Source organism: Lacimicrobium alkaliphilum, assembly GCF_002591895.1.
Taxonomy (GTDB): Bacteria; Pseudomonadota; Gammaproteobacteria; order Enterobacterales; family Alteromonadaceae; genus Lacimicrobium; species Lacimicrobium alkaliphilum.
Map to the genome: position 1 here is coordinate 121,126 of NZ_NISX01000006.1, position 19,796 is coordinate 140,921.

Genomic DNA, 19,796 nt, shown 5'->3' on the forward strand with positions numbered 1-19,796 from the left:
TGAAGTAAACTGTTAGGCTACCTGTGTAACCATTTCTGGTGTAACGATGTCTGAATCTATGACTGGGCAACAACTTGAGCAATGCAAACAAAAGTTATTGCAAATGCGTGCAGAACTGGCCGCGCGTCAGGCGGCCAGTAGCGAGGTGGGTGATACCGGCACTGTAGTACTGGATCAGCAGAGTGTAGGGCGGTTGTCACGCATAGATGCCATGCAGTCCCAGCAGATGGCGCTGGAGAGTCAGCGTCGCCGTGAACTGGTGGCTAAGCAGGTGGAAGCGGCCCTTAAGCGTATTGAAGAGGATGACTACGGCTATTGTCTGGAATGTGACGAAGAAATCGATCCCCGCCGACTATTATTTAATCCGGTCGTCACCTGTTGTATTGATTGTGCGGATAAATAACCTTTTACAGGTTCAGACGGCTTTTTAAACATCCTGCAGATAGATTTGGGCGGCCCCGATCCCCTGCAGATACCCCTGCTCCAGCAGGGCGGTATCTTTGGTGAAGCGCCCGACTTTAAAATCCGCTGGGGGTGAGATAACCCGGATGCGGCAATCCAGCGGCGGTACGGTAATAAACTGTAGCGCCCGGTTATAACGCTGGGCCCGCCTGAGCACTGCCGCATACAGTTTCGGGTAGCCTCTGAAAAAAGGCCGGGTCAATACCGGTAAAGCGCTTTTGCGTTTCTGATAACCCAGGGGTTTGGACAGGATCACGGTAATATCCCGCGCCCCTTGTCGATAGGCAAATTCCACCGGAATCGAGTCTGTCAGCCCACCGTCCGTCATCGGTTCACCGTCGATAACAGGATAATTCCGATAGGCCAGAGGCACGGCGCAGGAGGCAGGAAACACCTGATGCAGGTTGTCTGGTGAGATTTTAAAATAATGCGACTTACCCGAGTGCACGCCCGTAGTCACCACCCACAAAGGGCGTTTTTGCCGCTGATAATATTGCAAATCCAGGGGAATATCAGCAAATGACGCGTGCCATAGCCAGCTGACATCACAAAAATGACCACCGCGCAGATAGCGACGCCAGCTAATGAAATCGTCCCGGGTGGCGTGATCACAGATAATCTGTTTGCTTCTGCCCGGAGCCTGACAAAGGTATCCAATCAGGTTGGTGGAACCCGCCGAAACACCCACGGCAAAATCAAAGGGGCAATGCTTCGCCTGCATCAGAGCATCCAGCACCCCGGCGGTAAAAATGCCGCGCATGGCACCGCCTTCTGCAACGATTGCCGAGGTGAGGGCCGAGACCTGATTCAAGCTATTCTCCTTATTAATTGCAAGCGCAATAAGCGCTACTGCATTTGCCGGGCGAAACTGACAATCGGAATATGGGCAAAGACATTACGGGCCAGGCGGCTGCTCGCGCGATTTACCGGCAACTGGATATTAAAGCCAAAGCTTTGCAGGTATTTCAGCAGCACCCCTTCTGCCATATCCTGGTCAGCGGGCAGGTAGTAAGTCAGGTAGGTATCCTGGCACAGGTTGCCCTGTTCGAATTTGCAGATTTGTGAGTTGGCCATGCCAACAAATCCCATTTTCAGTACCTGCTGGCTTTGCGTGTCATCAAAATGCAGATCATCACCGTGATCCGGTTGCACGGCGTAGCCGAGTTTCTGCATGCTGGTAAAAAATAACGCCAGGCGCTCGGCATCGGTCATCTGTTTCAGCGCACTGAGGCTTTTCTGGATCTCTGCATAGCGATTCAGACGTTGCAGCCAGCGCCTGGCAAATCCGCTTTTTTGCGGCTCCAGTACCTTATTAAAATACTTTACCGTTCCCGCAGAGACGGTTTTGCGTTTTTGTAATCGCTTGAGCTGGGCTTTGACGAACGCGGCAAATTCACTGTCATGGCGAAAATGCCGTTTTTTCTCCACCATTAACTGCACCAGACTGATGTTTTGCATGGCGCTGTACAGGCTGATGTCATTCGGGCTCATAAAACGGTTCTTCTGTGTTGTTCAGATCAGAGTCGTTCCAGCACTGCCTGAGTAAAATCAGTGGTGCTGCCGTTGCCGCCGAGATCCCGGGTAACCCTGTCACCGCTGGCAATCACATCGGTCAACGCATGCAGAATCCGGGCCGCTTGCTCAGGTTTGTTGAGATAATTGAGCATTTGTATCGCCGCCAGGATCACCGACGTGGGGTTGGCAATATTCTGGCCAGCAATATCCGGTGCACTGCCGTGTACTGCTTCGAAGATGGCGCAGTCTTTACCAATATTGGCGCCAGGCGCCATCCCCAGCCCGCCAACCAGCCCGGCACAGAGGTCGGAGATAATATCGCCAAACAGGTTAGTGGTGACAATCACGTCAAACTGATGAGGGTTCATCACCAGTTGCATGCAGGTGTTATCCACAATCATCTCGTTGAATTCGATATCCGGGTAGGCTTTGGCGATCTCACGGGCAGTTTTGAGAAACAAACCTGAGGTGCTTTTAAGGATGTTAGCCTTGTGCACTGCGGTGACTTTTTTACGCCCTTCGCGGCGGGCCGTCTCAAAGGCGAATTCAAGGATATTGCGGGCCCCGGTACGGGTAATGATACTTGTGGCTTTGGCGGTTTCGCCATCATCCGATAACTCCTGCCCTAAACCACTGTACATCCCCTCGGTATTTTCCCTGACGGTGAGGATATCAATATCTTCATATCTGGCCTGAGTGCCGGCGAAGGACTTCACCGGGCGCAGATTAGCGTACAGGGAAAACTTTTTACGCAGGGCTACATTAATTGAGGTAAAACCCTCACCCACAGGGGTAGTAAGAGGGCCTTTAAGGGTTACACCATGTTGAGCGATAGCATCCACTGTGGTGGCCGGTAACAGCTCGCCGTGGCGTTCCATGGCAACCAGTCCGGCGTCCACAAAGCGGTATTCTAATCCTGCATTCACTTTATCCAGTATCTTAAGGGTTGCATCGACAATGCTGGGGCCGATGCCATCGCCGCGGATGACAGTAATCGTTTGCTTCATTGAAGTTCCTTAGTGTTAAAAATTAACAGATGCGGTGGTAGCCACCCTCGACGCCTTGCTTTGATAATACCCATTGCCACAGCTGAATGTCCCGGGCCCGGAAGGCACCAGCACAGGAGAGCAGGTAGTAGCGCCACATGCGGTAGAATTTTTCGCCCAGCTGGTCGGCAAAAGCTGGCCAGGCCTGCTCAAAGTTTTCATGCCAGGCCATCAGGGTCTTGTCGTAATCCGCACCGAAGTTGTGTAAATCTTCGATCACGAAAAGTTTGTCGGCAGCATCGCCAATCTGACCAATGGCGGGTAGCTCACCATTGGGGAAAATATATTTGTCTATCCAGGGGTCTGGGTAGCTGTCCCGCTGATTCTTGCCGATGGTATGCAGCAGGAACAGGCCGTTGTCTTTCAGGCAGCGGTGTGCGACCTGCATGTAGTCGCGATAGTTTTTTCGCCCCACATGCTCAAACATGCCCACACTGACGATGCGGTCAAATTGCTCGCTGATCTGACGGTAGTCCTGTAATCTGAATTCCAGGTCAAGATGCGAATACCGCTTCTTCGCCCATTCAGTCTGTTCTTTGGAGATGGTTACGCCAACACATTTAACCCCGTAGTGCTCAGCGGCATAACTCATAAAACTGCCCCAGCCACAACCGATGTCCAGTACCCGCATGCCGGGTTGCAACTGGAGTTTCTGGCAGATGAGTTCGAGTTTTGCCTCCTGCGCCTGTTCCAGCGTCATGGCATTTTTCCAGTAGCCACAGGTATAGGTCATTCTCGAGTCGAGCATGGTCTGATAAAAATCATTGCCGAGATCGTAATGATGTTCGCCCACCTGCCAGGCCTTTTTATAGGTCTGGCGGTTAAACAGTCTGGTTTTGAGGACGTGAGTCCAGAGTTTGGAGGGTTTGACTTTATCCGGCAGGCGATGGCGTAACATGCGGTAGAAGAATTGATCCAGATGTTCGGCATCCCACTCGCCCTCCATATAACTTTCACCCAGCGCCAGATTGCCATTGGCAAAGATGCGCTCGGGTAATTTAGGCGCTTTTAATTGCATGTCCCAGGGCCGCTTGCCGTTGACCTGTATATCGACTTCACTCAGTAATGACTGAAAATACTGATGAATACGGGACTGATTAAGATAGGAATGTTTTTTGTCTTTTTTACTAATGGGTGATGCCACTGGAATACCTCCACAACCTTGGGTTTAGCTTGGATGGCAGTTAATCATTGCCATCTATAGGGAAAACGTTAGGGTTGAGAGTCGATTTACACTGGCACGGGCCTCTGAATACTTGAATTTATAAAAAATTTAATAGCTTTTAGCGATTAATAATCGCGGCTGGTAGTGGATTATATATAAATGCTTGCTGTATTGCGAGCCAATATCGGGCTATCGGAAAAATTTATGCCAATTTTAAAAGTCGATAACCAGGCTGTAACTTTCTCGCAACAATGGGTTAACACTCCCTGTTGCGTCCGTAGGCCAGAAAAACCCCCAACCCGGCGATAACAACAAATACCGTACACCCGGCAAACAGTTGGCTGCCCTTGATACCAGCATCGATCAGCAGGCCAAACAGCCATGGTGAACTGGCGGTGGAGAGGATCATCAGCGATGTGGCCAAAGCGCGGATAGCGCCGAGGTTGGTGGTGCCGTATATCTCTGCCCACAGAGCATTAAACACCGGCCCGGTAATGCCGATGGATAGCCCCAGTACTGCCATAAACGCCGGTGCCAGCCAGGGGCCGTAGCCTATGGTCAACAGCAGCATGGCCAATAACAACGGCAGGGAGATAAAAGGCACCAGTTTTCTGGCCCGGAATCGGTCTACCAGCACGCCGGACCAGATTGAACCCGCCCAGTGCAGAATGCCATAAATGATAAAGCTGCTGGCCAGCAATGCCGTAGTCCAGCCTTTTTGTTCCAGTACATAGTTTTGCTGAATAAAAATGGCCGTCACCAGAAAAGGCCCGGCCAGCATCGCCGGTAATACCAGCCAGAAGCGCAGATCTTTAAGCACATGGCGGCGACTGTATTGTGGCCCTCTGGCATTGGCTGCTGAGATTTCAGGCGGAGCCAGCGCGGCTTTATTCAGCAGCTTGCGGCTTAAGGGAATATAAATAAGCGGAATGCTTAATCCCAGCCACAGCCAGCTTTGCTGCCAGCCAAGCCAGGCAATGAGGGCCACCACAATCAAAGGCAGTATGGCTTCACCCAGCGGCACACCGCAGGCCGATAAACTGATGGCTTTGCCCCTGTCTTTATCAAAACTGCGCGCCATGGTGGTCTGGCCAACATGAGGCATCAGCCCCTGGCCACACAGGCGCAGCAGGAAGAAACCCAGACCCAGCCACCAGGGCCCGCTGGTCAGCCACATGATGATACAGGCTGCCATCAGGCCAAGGGCCACCAGGGAGCTGAAATTTTTCAGCGGGTACTTATCCACTTTGCCGCCCAGCGCCATCAGCATCAGCCCGGAGCTGAGGGTGGCCAGCGCGTAAATCAGCCCATAATCCCCGGCGCTGATAGCCAGGCTTTGCTGGATGCTGGCACCATAGAAGCTGATAAAAAACGACTGTCCCAGATTGCCCCAGAAAATGGTAATAAAACCAAAGGTCAGCAAAGGCCAGTGTCGTTGTATAAAGCGCCAGTAGGCAGTCATAGTGCTCCTGAATGGAAAAGTATTAAGACTGACAATGTCGTGGTGCAACAGAGTCAGCAAATACTGCTGTCAGCAATTTTATCCCGCAAAGCTTCTTTTTTTGGGCTTTCGTAGCTGACTATTACTAAGCATGGATAATTTTACCTTATTGTCCCAAACTCGTTCTGTTAAATTTTTGTAAAATAAAGATTAATTTATTCTGGTACAGCCTTTGCTTGTTGAAATATCCGTCAGCCTTGCGTATGATGCCGCGCTTTAAAATAAAGACTACAGAACATCAACGTGCTGATTACGCCACCTTAGAACCTATACCCCCTACAATGTTACTGCCCGCTGTCAGCGGCAGATGCACCAGCATTGTCTGATATTCAGGCTATGCTTTAGACGGTCAGAAAATGGTCAGCATGACCAAAAACTCGTTATTAAATATCAGGATTGACTATGTTACTGCACTCAACCAAACAGGATTGGCTGGGCAACATCCGCGGTGATCTGCTTGCCGGCATCGTTGTTGCTCTGGCTTTGATCCCCGAAGCTATTGCCTTTTCTATTATCGCTGGCGTGGATCCCAAGGTGGGATTGTACGCGTCATTTTCCATCGCTGTCATCATCGCAATTGTTGGTGGGCGCCCGGGGATGATATCCGGTGCTACAGGGGCCATGGCATTACTGATGGTGACCCTGGTCAAAGAGCACGGTCTGGAATATCTGTTGGCGGCTACGTTACTGACCGGGTTGCTACAGATTATCGCCGGTTACTTAAAGCTCGGCAGTCTGATGTCATTTGTGTCCCGCTCTGTGGTCACCGGCTTTGTGAATGCCCTGGCCATTCTGATTTTTATGGCTCAGTTGCCTGAGCTGACTAATGTGACCTGGCATGTTTATGCCATGACCGCAGCCGGGCTGGGTATTATCTATCTGTTCCCTTATATACCTGTTATCGGCAAACTGTTGCCTTCACCGCTGATCTGCATTCTGGTGCTGACGGTGGTGGCTGTCATTCTGGGGCTGGATATCCGCACGGTTGGTGATATGGGCGAACTGCCCGATACGCTGCCGGTATTCTTATGGCCCGATGTACCGCTGAATTTTGAGACCCTGGCGATTATCTTCCCTTATGCTGCGGCACTGACCGTGGTCGGCCTGCTGGAATCGCTGATGACGGCCACCATAGTGGACGACCTTACCGATACCGACAGCGATAAGAATCGTGAGTGTAAAGGCCAGGGTATTGCCAATATCGGCACAGGGCTGATTGGTGGTATGGCCGGTTGTGCCATGATTGGTCAATCAATTATCAATGTGAAATCCGGCGGCCGCGGGCGTTTATCTTCGCTGGCTGCCGGCGTATTTTTGCTGTTAATGGTGGTGTTTTTGTCGGACTGGCTGAAGATTATTCCGATGGCGGCGCTGGTGGCGGTAATGATCATGGTGTCTATCGGTACTTTTAGCTGGGACTCCATCCGTAACCTTAAATCCCACCCAATGTCCTATAACATAGGTATGCTGGCCACAGTAGCGGTTACTGTGTATACCCATAACCTCGCCTACGGTGTATTTGTCGGGGTGTTATTTGCTGCGGTATTCTTTGCCAACAAGGTCAGCCACTTTATGTATGTGAGCTCCGAATTGGATGAAGAAACCAATACCCGCACTTACAAGGTGATGGGGCAGGTATTTTTCAATTCGGCGGACAAATTTGCCGAAAGCTTTGATTTTAAGGAAGTGGTTGATAAGGTAGTCATCGATTTGGACAGGGCTCATTTCTGGGACGTATCTGCGGTGGCCGCACTGGATAGGGCGGTAATCAAATTCCGTCGCGAAGGGGCTGAAGTAGAGCTTATCGGCAAGAATGAGGCGACTGAAACCATAGTGGATCGCTTTGGTGTGCATGATAAGCCAGAAGAATTAGAAAAAGTCCTGGGAGGACACTGATGAGTCAATCTGATAAAAATCTGGTGCTGGCGGGTATTGATGGCTCCGCCATCAGCGCCGCGGTGGCCGACTACGCCGCCTGGATCGCCAATACTGTGGGCGTGCCATTAAAACTGCTGCACAACCTTGAACACCGGGAGCCGCCGGCAGCCGCAGACCTGAGTGGCAATATCGGCCTTGGCAGTCGTGAACATTTGCTTGAGGAACTCACGGAACTGGAAGCCAAGCGCAGTAAGATCTTGCTGGAGCAGGGCAAGCATATGCTCGAAGCCGCCAATGAGCGAGCCAAAGCGGCTGGTGTCGAAGAGGCAATTTTATGTCAGCGCAATGGCAGCCTGACCGAAACCCTGGTGGAGATGGAAGAGCATATTCGTGTGCTGGTACTGGGAGTGCGCGGTGAGGATCATCAATCCGATGATGGCCTGGGACACCATATTGAGAGTATTATCCGCGCACTGCACAAACCGATCTTAATCGTCAATCAGGATTTCGCTGAACCACAGCGTATTATGCTGGCTTATGATGGCAGTGAAGCAGCTGAAAAAGCGCTGGATTATCTGCTCACCAGCCCATTATATGAGGGCATGGACTGTCATCTGGTGCATGTCACCAAAGACGATGCCAAGGCTGATGAATTACTTGAGAATGCCAGCGAACGCCTGCAAAAAGCAGGCCTGAACGTGGTGACCGCCAAGCTTCACGGTGATGCCGAGCAGCAATTACTGAGTTATCAGCAGGAGCAGGATATTCAGATGATTGTGATGGGGTCATTCGGCCATGGCCGTTTGCGGGAGATGCTACTGGGCAGCTTTACCCTGAAAATGCTGAATCGCGCCAGTATTCCGTTGCTGCTATTACGATAACGCCGACGATGATGTATTAAACCAAAATACCGGACTTGTTCCGGTATTTTTTGCAGTGTATTCAGCCCGAAGCGGGAAAAACAAAGGCGGCTAATTGGCCGCCTTGCTGTTTCTCAGATGAGTGTCAAAACACTCAGAAGCTGTATTCAACCCCCACAGAAGCGGTCTGTGGTTTATTGGGGCGCGCACCATCGGGCGTGCGGGCAACAATACTTTGCTTGTCGAGCAGGTTTTCTACCTTAACGTACAGCGTAGTCTGGTTGTTCAGCTGATAGCGGCTGACAATATCCATTACAAACAACGACTCGGTTTTACCAAATGCATTACTGGTGTTGTTGCAACCCAGTGCCACACAGGTTTCATCGATGTACTTAGCCACGACATAGTGATACCACTTGTCACCACTGTCCAGTGCAACTCTTAAACTGGCCATATTGGTGGGTACTGCAGCCAACTCGTCTCCGTCGAATACGCCAATTACGACATTGTCTTTAGTGATCTCGGCGTTACTGTAGGTGTAGCTGAAATCAATTGGCATCGTATAGCTGCCCAGATCCAGGGTCTGACTCAGCTGTATTTCGAGGCCCGATACCACTGCATCGCCGGTTGAGAACGTGCCGCTTTCGGCACCATTACTGCATGGGGTTGCCAAAGAGCAGAGTTCAGACTTGTTGGAGAAGTCGCTGTAAAAGGCAATGGCTTCCAGAAACAGATTATTGCGGGAGAAGCGGATACCGGCTTCGTAGTTGACACTGGTTTCCGGCTCTTCTTCTTCTTTTGCACCGCCACCCAGTGGTGAGAAGCCTTTGTGAACGCCGGCCAAAACCTGCCATTCATTGTTCAGATCATAGGTGAAGGACGCACCAGGTAACCATTCACTGCTGTCGTTGCTGCGATAGCTGCCTAAATCGTTACGAGCCACATCATCAAACTGGCGGCGTGCCGATTCAACGTCTTCATAACGCAGTGCCAGATTAACGGTTAATGCATTTGTTACCTGCCACTTATCGGTCATCCAGAATGCCAGGGCGTCTGCCTCTTCCAGGCGATTGTTGCTGCCTGAGGGATCGATAATGGACTGGAATACCAGACTGCCGTTAATCTGATCGTACACATCCTGCGGTTGAAATCTGTCCATGGTGTCCCGGTGGTCACGGGCGCCAATCTGAATGCTGTGATCGTTAAGATCGATGCCGAGGTTGGCTTCCAGGCCATAAGACTCATAGCTACGATTGTTGTTCTTATACTTGATACCGGCCAGATCTACCTCACCATCGAGAATCGCCTGCGCTTCAGTGTCGCCATTATTGGCACTTTCGATCAGGCCGCCGGCCACACCGGCTTTAAACCAGTTACGGGAAAATTCGTTGAAATAGCCCACCAGGTTAAGGGATACAGTATCATTAATATCCAGGTTGTAGTTAAGGCTGTACCCCTTATGGCTGTTATCCATCTGGTCGATATCAGACAGGCCATAACGGCGGTTGGCATCGCGTCTGAAATCCGCATCGGTCAGCCCGGCATAAGTCTCATTGGAGATCTCTTCAGAATACTGCATTTTGGCCAGCAGGCTTTGGTTGTCACCGGTCCATTTCAGCTTGACCACATAATCTTCGATATCAAAGCCGGTATCACGGTTACTGCGATCAATATCTTTAAACCCCGCGCTACTGCGCTGCACGGTCTCAAACAAGTAGCCGAAATTACCCTCAGTACCACCAATATAAGCGTGGATGTCACGACTGCTGTTTTCGCCAAACTGAGTCACTACCTGACCGCTTTGCTGATCAGGTATGGCAGTGGTCACCATATTCACCACACCGCCTGTAGTCTGCGGTCCGAAGCGCAGCAGGGGCGCACCTTTAAGTACTTCAACAGAAGACATACGTAAGGTAGTCGGGAAATAATAAGCTGCCGGGTTGGAGTAGGGCGCCGGAGAGACCATCACCCCGTCTTCGAGCAAGGCAATTTTACTTGAGCGGCCAGAATTGGCGGCGCGAATACCGATATTGGGCCGTAGTCCCTGTCCATCTTCTTCCTGTATATATACGCCGGGTACGGTTTTTAGTACCTGATGAATATCTGTTACAACTTCTACCTGCATTTGCTGCTCATCAATGACCGCGCTTGAACCTGCCAGGCCACGGGCATCAGATTTACTACCGATTATTTTAATCGTTTCCACGCCAGCCAGAGTAACGCCGGACGGCGTTAAGGTGTCCTCGGCCAATGGAGCTGTGCTAAGCAGTACAGAAGTAATGGCGGTCGCCAGTACAGTAGGTTTCATCAGAAATCGTCCTTCATCGAGAGTGTGTTTGAATCTGGAACGAATCTTAATTCAAATGAGAACTACTATCAATTCTAATCAGTGAATTCAGGGGGAGATTATTGATCGTGCTCAAAACAGTCGTAAATAGTGTGATCTATATAAATACAAAAAATGTAGTAATAAACCAGAGCTATATTATGCTTAATCGTGATTGCTGTTTCCTGTGACAAGAGAAAAAATCATGCTAAATCTGGTAACTGTGCGCGTAAGGCTGGCGGTTCTGGCCGCCCTTCCTATTGTATTTCTGATTATTGCGGCTTTGATTGCATTATCAGTTCTGAATAATCTTAATCAGGGTATTGGCAGTCTGTATAACGACCGCGTCGTGCCTTTAAAACAAATTAAAGTGGTTTCGGATAACTACGCCGTTGAAATTGTCGATATTCTGCACAAATTTCGCGCCGGTGTACTTACCCGTTCTGAATTACAGCGGCGCATGCAGGCTGCCGAGCAGACCGCAGATAAGGAGTGGCAGGCTTATCTGGGCACCAAATTAACCGCTGAAGAGCAAAGGCTGGTTAATGAAGCCGAACGTAATCTGAAACCGGTTAAAGCTCAGATTCAGAATTATCGTCAGATGCTCAACAGCGGCAGTCTGATGAGTCAGGAACACCAACAGTTTGTTCAGCAGCTGTACCAGGTATTTGATCCCTTAAGTACCAGTTATCAGAAGCTGATCGAACTGCAGCAATCTGAAGCGGCCAAATTCCGGCAACAGTCGCAGCAGGATTATGAGTCAACCAGAACCCTGTTTATTGTTATGATCGTGATCGTACTAGTGCTAATGACAGCGGTAGCTGTGTGGATCTATCGTTCTATTCAGGGGCCCCTCGGTAGCCTGAGGGATACCATAACCGACATAGGTGAAACGGCCAATCTGACAAAGCGGGCCGAGGTAACGGGGAATGATGAAATTGCCGAAACCGCAGAGGGCTTCAACAAGATGCTCGGACGCATTCATAGCCTGGTAACAGATGTGACCCAGGCGTCGTCGACCTTAGCCTCAGCCGCGGAGGAAATGCACAATATCAGCAGTCAGGTTGCCACAACGGCCACCGAGCAGGAGCATCAGACCACGCAGATTGCTACCGCTGTTACCGAAATGAGTGCAGCGATTCAGGAAGTGGCTCAGAATGCACTGACCACTTCGCAAAAGGCCAACAGTGCCGATGAGCAGGCGCAGGTGGGGCAAAATAAAGTTAAGCAAAATATCCAGTCAATCAATGCGTTGTCTGAAGTGGTTAACAACAGCAGCGGAGTGATTCAGCAACTGCATAGCCAGGCCAATGAAATAAACCAGGTGGTGCAAATGATTCAGAATGTTGCTGAGCAGACTAACCTGTTAGCCCTTAACGCGGCCATTGAGGCCGCCAGAGCCGGTGATTCCGGACGGGGGTTTGCCGTCGTGGCCGATGAAGTCCGTCAGCTGGCTCATAATACACAAAAAGCTACCGAGTCCATTAGTGGCATGATTGGTAAGCTTCAGGTCGCGGCCAAAGAGGCGGTCGAGAGTATGGGGCTAGCGCAGCAAAGGGCCGAGGATAGTGTTGGCCACGCTTCTGAGTCTTCGACTGTGCTGGAGGACATTATGCGTGCGATCTCAGAAATCTCTGACATGAATGTGCAGGTGTCTACCGCTACTGAAGAACAAACCACCGTAGCCGATGAAATCAGTGCCAATATTAATGAATTCAGCAGTAGTATCAGTATGGTGACGGAGAGTTCTCAGCAAAATGCCCAGGCCAGCAGCGAGCTGGCTGAGCTGGCGGAAAAATTACAGCGTCAGGTCTCTGCTTTCAGGGTCTGATAGCAGGGCCAGCGGCGTTATCTGTAAGGTATTCAACTATCACCACATCGAGCCAGCGGCCATTAAGTTGGCCGTGTTTTTCATAAGTGCCCACTTCACGAAAGCCGAGCTTTTTACACAGGGCACGGCTGGCTGTATTGAAGGTAAAGATGCGAGAAATGAGTTTATGAAAGCCCCATACCCTGGCTACTGCCAGCAGTTCGCTCAGTAACTGCGTACCCACACCCCGGCCGCGGGCGTCGTCGGCCAGATAGATGGAGAACTCGGCGATACCGGCATAGCACTCCCGCGGCCGGTATTCATACAATCGCGCAAAGCCCAGTACCTGGTCTTCTGATTCTGCTACCAGCAGTGGGTAGAGATTATCCACTTTCAGCCATCCGGCGATGTCCTTATTGCGCCTTATTCGGGTTTCAAAAGTTCCGGTACCGGATTTAATCCCATCATTATAAATCGCACGGATAGCCGGAATATCATCCTTGTTGGCGTAGCGTATTTTCATCCCTTATGTTTACCTTTATTCAGCATTATGTGGCTCAAACCAATGGCGGGTGCGATTCGCAAACCACACCAACGACAACATTACCGGTACTTCTACCAGCACACCTACTACGGTAGCCAGAGCGGCGCCTGAATGCAGCCCAAATAAGGAAATGGCTACCGCCACCGCCAGCTCAAAAAAGTTGGAGGTACCGATCATGCAGGCCGGTGCGGCCACATTGTGAGGAAGTTTCAGTTGTTTGGCCGCAAAGTAAGCGATGGCGAAGATACCATAAGTCTGGATCAGCAGCGGTATAGCAATCAGCAGTATAATCATGGGTTTGGTGATGATGGTCTCGGCCTGGAAGCCAAACAGCAGAATCACTGTTGCCAGCAAACCTATGATCGACCAGGGTTTAAGGCGATTAACGAAGGCCTCAATTCGGCTGTGATCATTACCTTTGTCGAGACGCTTACGGGTGAGAGCACCGGCCACCAGCGGCAATACCACATACAGGACGACGGATATCAACAGGGTCTCCCAGGGCACATGGATATCACTGATGCCGAGCAAGAAAGCGGTAATCGGCGCAAAGGCGAAGATCATAATCACATCATTCACTGAAACCTGTACCAGGGTGTAATTGGCATCCCCCTTGGTAAGCTGACTCCAGATAAACACCATGGCGGTGCAGGGGGCCACCCCCAGTAGAATCATGCCGGCGATATATTCCCCGGCCGACTGTGGATCGACAAAATCGGCGAACAGACCTTTAAAGAACAGCCAGCCGAGCAGGGCCATAGTAAAAGGCTTGATCAGCCAGTTGATTACCAGCGTCAGTATCAGGCCTTTGGGTTTTTTACCCACATCTTTGATAGAGGAGAAATCTACCTGCACCATAATCGGATAGATCATCAGCCAGATCAGCACCGCCACAACCAGATTCACATGGGCATACTCCAGTGCAGCAATCTGAGCAAATACACCGGGGATAAGGTTCCCCAGTATCACGCCGGCGGCAATACACAGCGCCACCCAAAGAGATAAATAACGTTCAAACAATCCCATTTTGATTTACCTTGTTGATTGTTATAAGTTTTCAGCTATCAGCTATCAGCTATCAGTTTTCAGCAGCTTAGCCAAATCCGGGGATCTCTGCGTTCTCTGCGCCTTTGCGAGATGATTAGCTTTCTTCTTTTTATCTCGCAGAGGCGCAAAGGCGCAGAAGACTATAATTTAAAATTCAGTCAAATCGGCCAGCTTTTGTCATCCTACCCCTTCACCTAATCACAACGATCGCTGATTCACTCTGTTCATCAGCTGTTCTGCACTTTCCACCCGCTCGGAATAACGGTCGGTAAGGTAGGCCGAATTGTCCCTGCTGAGCAGAGTAAACTTCATTAGTTCTTCCATCACATCCACAATGCGGTTGTAGTATCCCGATGGCTTCATGCGTCCGTCTTGTTCAAATTCCAGAAAAGCTTTGGCCACCGAAGACTGGTTTGGAATCGTCAGCATCCGCATCCAGCGGCCCAGTACTCTGAGCTGATTCACTGCATTAAAAGACTGTGAGCCACCACACACCTGCATTACTGCCAGGGTTTTGCCCTGAGTGGGGCGCACAGCACCGGCAGATAAGGGAATCCAGTCAATTTGTGCTTTCATAATGCCGGTCATCGAACCGTGGCGCTCCGGTGAGCACCAGACCTGGCCTTCCGACCAGATGGCCAGTTCACGTAATTCCTGCACTTTAGCATGGGTATCTGGTGCATCGTCGGGCAGCGGCAGGCCGGACGGATCGAATATACGGGTTTCGGCACCCATCACATCCAGTAAGCGAGCACACTCTTCAATCACCAGACGGCTGAAGGAGCGTTCTCTGAGTGATCCATACAACAATAGTATCTTTGGTTTATGGGTCGACAGTCGTTGGGTAAAGTCTTCAGGGGCAGGGCGTTTAAACTGCTCCTGCTCGATATTGGGTAAACTGGTATCCAGTACGGTCATCATTGTGCTCCCAACTCCTTAAGGGCGTTTTGTAGCTGGTTCGGGCTGATATTTTCCAGATCCAGTTTCAGCAACTGCTGCACACGCTGTGCTATTTCTTTAATGGTGCTTCTGAATGCATCCGCTTTGTCTTCTTCGCTGCCAGTGAGTTTTGACGGGTCTGTCAGCCCCCAGTGCATTTTCAGGGATTTTCCAAACCACAGCGGGCAACTTTCTCCAGCGGCAGAGTCACAAACAGTGATCACCAGATCAGCGCCAAAGTCTTCAAATTCATCCCATGACTGAGACTCAAGAGCGTCAGTGGCGATGCCCTGCTCCTCAAGATAAAAAGTTGACAGAGGATGCACTTCACCTGAAGGTTGGCTGCCCGCGCTTTTTGCCACAATGCGGCCATTACCCAGGTGGTTGGTTATGGCCTCAGATAAAATACTGCGGCAGCGATTGTGGGTGCAGATATACAGGATTTTTAATGGTTTCATGCCGGCTCCTTGTGTTCTTCGTTACAGTAATTGTCCGCATCAGAGCACCGGGACTGCGGCCGGTTTTGCATATGTTCAAGACGTTGAAGGAGTTTTTGCATAAATTGTGGGTTTTCAGCAACAGTGAGTGCCAGCACCTGAGAGGCCCAGGAGGGAAGCGCGTTGTTGACCCGGTAGTAAACCCACTTTCCGCGACGTTGGTCAGATAGCAACCCACACTTTCGTAATTCGGCAAGGTGTCGGGATACCTTAGGCTGACTCAACTCCAGAGCATAGGTGAGTTCACAGACACAGAGTTCGTTTTTCTCGGAAATTAATAACAGACTTTTCAGTCTGGTCTCTTCTGCCAGGCATTTGAAAAATGCCAGAGGTTCAATCATCTGTCAGCGCCTTGCTCATACAACACATGCGAATAATCATATATATGAAAAATCATATGTCAATGCAATCTGACTAAATTTAATAGTTGGTATTTGGCAACATATTAACTGTTTGATTTATATGGTTTTTTGCTATTCATCTTAAATACCGTTGTTATGTGGCGACAGTATCCCCCTGGTGGATAGCGCCTCTGCATCTGAATTATCCTCTAATATATTGATAAATAAGGAATTTAAAATTCTGGCATCGTTATTGATATAGCTTCAGTACGCAAGCAGAAAATGACTGACTGCGTAAAATTGAATATCAAAAGGAGAGTATGATGAAAAAGTTAGCCCTAATTGCATTTTTGCTGCCATCTTCACTGGCTTTGGCCAATGCAGGCCAAATCTTCGACACTCTGGACCAGGACGGCAATGGCGCTCTGAGCAAGTCAGAAGCTGCCTCAGAAGCACCGCTCTCAGCGTCTTTCGACAAGTACGATACGAATGGCGATGGTCAGATCTCTAAATCAGAGTTCGAAGCCTATCTGAATCAATAATGACGATGTTGCAACGGGACTATGCCTCAGGTCCTGGCGCTGATAGTGTCTCAAACCGACAAAATATCAGCATTCAAAGGCGGGAACTGACGGAGCTAACCCTCCACTTCCCGCCTTATTCCAGCAGAATCACGTTCCGGGAATTGCGTAAGCTTATTCAGCAGGCCAAGCTGATTAAAAGTCCGCAGACGTTACTTGTTCTGCTATACAGTCAGGGTGGTAAACTGGCCCGTGAATCAGAACTGCTGCTGGCAGAAAGGGCTGAGGCCGTAAAGCGTCAACTGGTAGCACTGGGTGTGCGACCCTCTGTTGTTCAACAGGTTAACGACGGACACCATCAATCTCCGGCAACGGATTGTCGCATTGCCCATGTAACAACAGTTGTGCTGGTGCAGGATTTAAACTGATTGGTGTGATTGATTTACAGATATGCTGACGGTTGTCGGCATATCTGCATCGGGAATCAGGCGGGTAATTAGTCCAGCATCTTATAAAGCTGATCTTTGAGTTGAAGGCGCTTAAGCTTTAATTGTTCCAGGTGATCCTCATCATTGATCAGGTTATGTTGTTCAATTTCAAAAATCTCTCTGTCCAACTGATGGTATTTGTCTGACAAACGTGCAAAATTGTTGTCGCTTGCATGAAGCTGCTGGATACGGTTCTGATGTTGTGGGAATTCGTTTTGCAGGGGGTGTTTTTCTAGTGGCATAGTTATTCCTCCATAGTGATCAATGCACATTAAGCGTAGCCTTCGGGCAGAGAACTTTCCTCTCTCTGACTGCAAATTTTTGACAATCGCAGTTTCCAGAGGTTCACAACGAGGACGGCTTAGTCTGTCAACGATTCACCCGGTACACGAACCAGTAAGGAGTTGGGCTGGATCTGAATATCCAGAGATGTGTCGTGATAGATTTCACCGTCAATCACATACTTTTCGAGCTGCTCACCGGAAATCCTGATTCTCTCAACCTGTCTATGTTTGACCTGACCTTCGGACTTATCCTGAGTGAGCCCGGAGAAGGCCAGTTCAGCCAGACTGACCAAATGAGTGTCGGAGGCATTTGTGCCGGTAAGCCAGGTAACATCCAGCTTACCGTCGTCTACATCAGGTTGCCCTTTGCCCTGGGCTAACAATGTGGTGAAAGGGGCCGCATTGGCTACCACTAAGGACTGAGTGTCAATTTCCTCCGGGGGATGATTGTCGAACTGCACCGTCAAAGTGTAAATACTATTTTGTTCAATGGCTTGCCAGAGCCCATGCAGATAAGCCATTTGCCCAGAGTTGTTTTTTGTATCACGATCCGCTGAGGAAACCATCTTTTCTTCAAAGCCCACACCCGCCAATAACAGCATCAGTTTGCCATTGCAGGTGGCGCTATCCATACTGATGGTGTTGCCTTCGGTAATCGCCCGGCACGCCGTCTCCAATGGTATGATTTTACTGATACCTCCACACAACGCCTGAGACAAAGCATTCGCCGTGCCCATAGGAATAATGCCAAGCGCAATGTCAGTATTGATCAACGCGGATGCCACCTCGGTAACGGTGCCGTCACCGCCGCATGCTACTACCAGATCGGCTTTTTCCTTTACTGCCTGTTTGGTCAGTGTTTCACCATCAATGTCTTTGGTGGTGGTCCTGATAGTTAATTGATAGTGCTGACTGAGTCTGTTGACCAGCTCTTGTTTATAGACATCCCATTTACCCCCACCCGCTACCGGATTAGCAATTATCCAGGCTCTGAGCTGCTGGTGTAGCTTGCCCGCTTTATGCAGCTTCATCAGTTTATTAAACTGATAGTGATTCAGATTAGCAGTCTGACGAATAGACTTGATTTGTTTAAGCACCTCTTTTACCGAACCGGTTTTATTTTGAGATAACAGGTGGGCAGCTACCACCAACACCGAGCGGCCGCGGCCAAGCGCACAGTGAACCAATACCTTGCGACCATTGCGCTGTTGGTTGTCTATCCAGTTCAGTGCCTGTTGCAGTCTCGCCAGAGTGGGGGAGCGATGATCCAGAACAGGAATATTCAGGTAGCGAATTTCCTCCCCGAGCAGCGACCAGTCAAGCCCGTCGAATTCAGCGGTAACATCCAGTACGGCACCGATCTGTTGCTTTTTCAGGTATTCCACATCGGAAGGAAACAGACGACAAGCCAGATACAGTTTTTCTTCTATTTGCTGAATGGCCGGTACTTTGTCTCTTTTCCGGGCCCAGGCGTTGTAAACCTGCGCACCCAGCAAAAAGGGCACAAAGATCCAGCGAATATATGTGGGAATACGACCATCTTCGCGTTTGCGAAAAATGGCCGCAATATCAAAAAAATAGGCAATGCTGACGGTAAACACGGAAAGACTGCCCCAGGCCAGGGGCACTTTAAAATAGATGGACGGTGTAACCACTGCTGCTGTTATCAGCAACAATGCAGCGATCATATAATACCAAGCGAAGTACATAATTCGGAACGCCTCAGTAAAAAGGATAAGCCCTGGGGACGCCTTTATCTATGTTGTGTTGTCACGCCCGGGGGCCTTTTCCTCTGAGCGCACCTGCAATAAGTGAAATAACCCAAAGCACGATAAAAATGAAAAATATAATTTTTGCGATTTCAGCTGCAGCCCCCGCGATACCGGTAAAGCCCAGTACCGCTGCAATAATGGCAACAACCAGAAACATCAGTGTCCAACCTAACATAACCCTCTCCTTGTTTAATCACTTTTTACCAATCTGTAGTGTGAATCTGTTATTTACAGGTCATCGTTACAGCAGTTAGTTTAGCTATAAATATTTGATTGTAAAAGAATATCTTCTGTAATCTGCAGCAATGAGTCATTCAGGCCAGCGCCAGTTTTAATATATATGATAATTCTGCTTGGAACACAGCTTGTCGCTTTTAGCTTCTGTCTGTTAAGCTGCTGCGGTTGTCGCTGTTTAGGGTAATTGTTCAGTTGTCGAAGTTTTCCTGGTCACTAATTCTCGTTATGCTGTTGCACGGGGTATTCACCTGTGCGCTTGCTGCCGGGCATATTCAGGATGGTGAACATACTTTTGACTATACACACCACGACAGCCACACTCATGATAATGCCTCACACACAGAGCCCGAGGTTGATTCTGATGCTGAACATCAGTTTCATGCCCATATAAGCTGTATTACCGGCTACATTGGGTATACGCCGAATGACTGCAGCCCTGATCTGGCGATAGCCTTCAGGTACCTGTTTTTTCGCAATAACCATACTCAACCCCCGGTTCCCCCACCTGATTTTTAATCTTCACCCTTAAAGAAATTGTGCTTATGCACAACCGTTTTAATGTG

21 protein-coding genes are annotated in these 19,796 nt (G+C 49.7%); 6 read left to right on the top strand and 15 right to left on the bottom strand.

Annotated features, from left to right (window positions below):
- Positions 1–46: 46 nt before the first annotated feature.
- Complete coding sequence (locus tag CDA54_RS07685) at positions 47–403, top strand: TraR/DksA family transcriptional regulator (RefSeq protein ID WP_229748116.1); 357 nt, start codon at positions 47–49, stop codon at positions 401–403.
- Positions 404–427: 24 nt separating this feature from the next.
- On the opposite strand, the gene CDA54_RS07690 is transcribed toward CDA54_RS07685, so the two are convergent.
- The 5 genes from CDA54_RS07690 to CDA54_RS07710 form a co-directional block, all read right to left on the bottom strand.
- Positions 428–1,273 (bottom strand): patatin-like phospholipase family protein, encoded by an 846-nt coding sequence (locus tag CDA54_RS07690; RefSeq protein ID WP_099034412.1) that lies wholly within the window; start codon positions 1,271–1,273, stop codon positions 428–430.
- A 35-nt stretch (positions 1,274–1,308) separates the two neighbouring features.
- Positions 1,309–1,953 (bottom strand): hypothetical protein, encoded by a 645-nt coding sequence (locus CDA54_RS07695; protein ID WP_099034413.1) that lies wholly within the window; start codon positions 1,951–1,953, stop codon positions 1,309–1,311.
- A 26-nt stretch (positions 1,954–1,979) separates the two neighbouring features.
- Positions 1,980–2,984 (bottom strand): isocitrate dehydrogenase, encoded by a 1,005-nt coding sequence (locus tag CDA54_RS07700; protein ID WP_099034414.1) that lies wholly within the window; start codon positions 2,982–2,984, stop codon positions 1,980–1,982.
- Between the two features lie 22 nt (positions 2,985–3,006).
- On the bottom strand, positions 3,007–4,167 hold the full coding sequence (gene cfa, locus CDA54_RS07705) for a cyclopropane fatty acyl phospholipid synthase (protein WP_099034415.1): 1,161 nt from the start codon (positions 4,165–4,167) through the stop codon (positions 3,007–3,009).
- A 277-nt stretch (positions 4,168–4,444) separates the two neighbouring features.
- The gene (locus tag CDA54_RS07710; protein WP_099034416.1) at positions 4,445–5,650 is read right to left on the bottom strand and encodes an MFS transporter; all 1,206 of its coding nucleotides are present in this window, start codon (positions 5,648–5,650) and stop codon (positions 4,445–4,447) included.
- Between the two features lie 441 nt (positions 5,651–6,091).
- On the opposite strand from CDA54_RS07710, the gene CDA54_RS07715 reads away from it, so the two are divergent.
- Positions 6,092–7,585, top strand: a complete 1,494-nt coding sequence (locus CDA54_RS07715; protein WP_099034417.1) for a SulP family inorganic anion transporter — start codon at positions 6,092–6,094, stop codon at positions 7,583–7,585.
- Positions 7,585–8,448 carry a universal stress protein gene (locus CDA54_RS07720; protein ID WP_099034418.1) on the top strand — a complete coding sequence of 288 codons (864 nt, stop codon included), beginning with the start codon at positions 7,585–7,587 and terminating at the stop codon, positions 8,446–8,448. Before CDA54_RS07715 ends, CDA54_RS07720 begins: the two co-directional genes overlap by 1 nt.
- Before the next feature lie 133 nt (positions 8,449–8,581).
- Here the strand turns inward: CDA54_RS07720 and CDA54_RS07725 are convergent, their stop codons facing one another.
- The gene (locus CDA54_RS07725) at positions 8,582–10,735 is read right to left on the bottom strand and encodes a TonB-dependent receptor family protein (protein WP_099034419.1); all 2,154 of its coding nucleotides are present in this window, start codon (positions 10,733–10,735) and stop codon (positions 8,582–8,584) included.
- A gap of 223 nt (positions 10,736–10,958) precedes the next feature.
- On the opposite strand from CDA54_RS07725, the gene CDA54_RS07730 reads away from it, so the two are divergent.
- Positions 10,959–12,584, top strand: coding sequence for a methyl-accepting chemotaxis protein (locus tag CDA54_RS07730; protein ID WP_099034420.1), 1,626 nt, complete (start codon positions 10,959–10,961; stop codon positions 12,582–12,584).
- On the opposite strand, the gene CDA54_RS07735 is transcribed toward CDA54_RS07730, so the two are convergent.
- From CDA54_RS07735 to CDA54_RS07755, 5 genes are all read right to left on the bottom strand, one after another.
- Positions 12,574–13,086, bottom strand: a complete 513-nt coding sequence (locus CDA54_RS07735; protein ID WP_099034421.1) for an arsinothricin resistance N-acetyltransferase ArsN1 family A — start codon at positions 13,084–13,086, stop codon at positions 12,574–12,576. The two genes, CDA54_RS07730 and CDA54_RS07735, sit on opposite strands and share 11 nt — an antisense overlap.
- A 15-nt stretch (positions 13,087–13,101) precedes the next feature.
- Positions 13,102–14,133 carry an ACR3 family arsenite efflux transporter gene (gene arsB, locus CDA54_RS07740; protein ID WP_099034422.1) on the bottom strand — a complete coding sequence of 344 codons (1,032 nt, stop codon included), beginning with the start codon at positions 14,131–14,133 and terminating at the stop codon, positions 13,102–13,104.
- A gap of 219 nt (positions 14,134–14,352) precedes the next feature.
- The gene (arsH, locus tag CDA54_RS07745) at positions 14,353–15,072 is read right to left on the bottom strand and encodes an arsenical resistance protein ArsH (protein WP_099034491.1); all 720 of its coding nucleotides are present in this window, start codon (positions 15,070–15,072) and stop codon (positions 14,353–14,355) included.
- Positions 15,072–15,551, bottom strand: a complete 480-nt coding sequence (locus CDA54_RS07750) for an arsenate reductase ArsC (protein WP_099034423.1) — start codon at positions 15,549–15,551, stop codon at positions 15,072–15,074. The genes arsH and CDA54_RS07750 overlap by 1 nt, the downstream gene beginning before the upstream one ends.
- Positions 15,548–15,931: a metalloregulator ArsR/SmtB family transcription factor gene (locus tag CDA54_RS07755; RefSeq protein ID WP_099034424.1), complete on the bottom strand. Its 384-nt coding sequence runs from the start codon at positions 15,929–15,931 to the stop codon at positions 15,548–15,550. Before CDA54_RS07755 ends, CDA54_RS07750 begins: the two co-directional genes overlap by 4 nt.
- Positions 15,932–16,254: 323 nt before the next feature.
- Between CDA54_RS07755 and CDA54_RS07760 the strand changes: the two genes are divergently transcribed.
- On the top strand, positions 16,255–16,473 hold the full coding sequence (locus CDA54_RS07760) for an EF-hand domain-containing protein (RefSeq protein WP_099034425.1): 219 nt from the start codon (positions 16,255–16,257) through the stop codon (positions 16,471–16,473).
- On the top strand, positions 16,473–16,880 hold the full coding sequence (locus tag CDA54_RS07765) for an OmpA family protein (protein ID WP_099034426.1): 408 nt from the start codon (positions 16,473–16,475) through the stop codon (positions 16,878–16,880). The genes CDA54_RS07760 and CDA54_RS07765 overlap by 1 nt, the downstream gene beginning before the upstream one ends.
- Before the next feature lie 68 nt (positions 16,881–16,948).
- On the opposite strand, the gene CDA54_RS07770 is transcribed toward CDA54_RS07765, so the two are convergent.
- The 4 genes from CDA54_RS07770 to CDA54_RS19570 all read right to left on the bottom strand — a co-directional run bounded on the left by CDA54_RS07770 (position 16,949) and on the right by CDA54_RS19570 (position 19,716).
- Entirely contained in the window at positions 16,949–17,182 is a 234-nt protein-coding gene (locus CDA54_RS07770) for an HP1242/YdcH family protein (protein WP_180237146.1), read from the bottom strand.
- A 119-nt stretch (positions 17,183–17,301) separates the two neighbouring features.
- Positions 17,302–18,933, bottom strand: coding sequence for a diacylglycerol kinase family protein (locus CDA54_RS07775; RefSeq protein ID WP_099034428.1), 1,632 nt, complete (start codon positions 18,931–18,933; stop codon positions 17,302–17,304).
- 61 nt (positions 18,934–18,994) lie between these two features.
- A complete protein-coding gene (locus tag CDA54_RS07780; protein ID WP_099034429.1) occupies positions 18,995–19,171 on the bottom strand; it encodes a DUF1328 domain-containing protein in 177 nt (58 codons plus the stop codon).
- Positions 19,172–19,566: 395 nt separating this feature from the next.
- The gene (locus CDA54_RS19570) at positions 19,567–19,716 is read right to left on the bottom strand and encodes a hypothetical protein (RefSeq protein WP_180237148.1); all 150 of its coding nucleotides are present in this window, start codon (positions 19,714–19,716) and stop codon (positions 19,567–19,569) included.
- Positions 19,717–19,796: the final 80 nt, after the last annotated feature.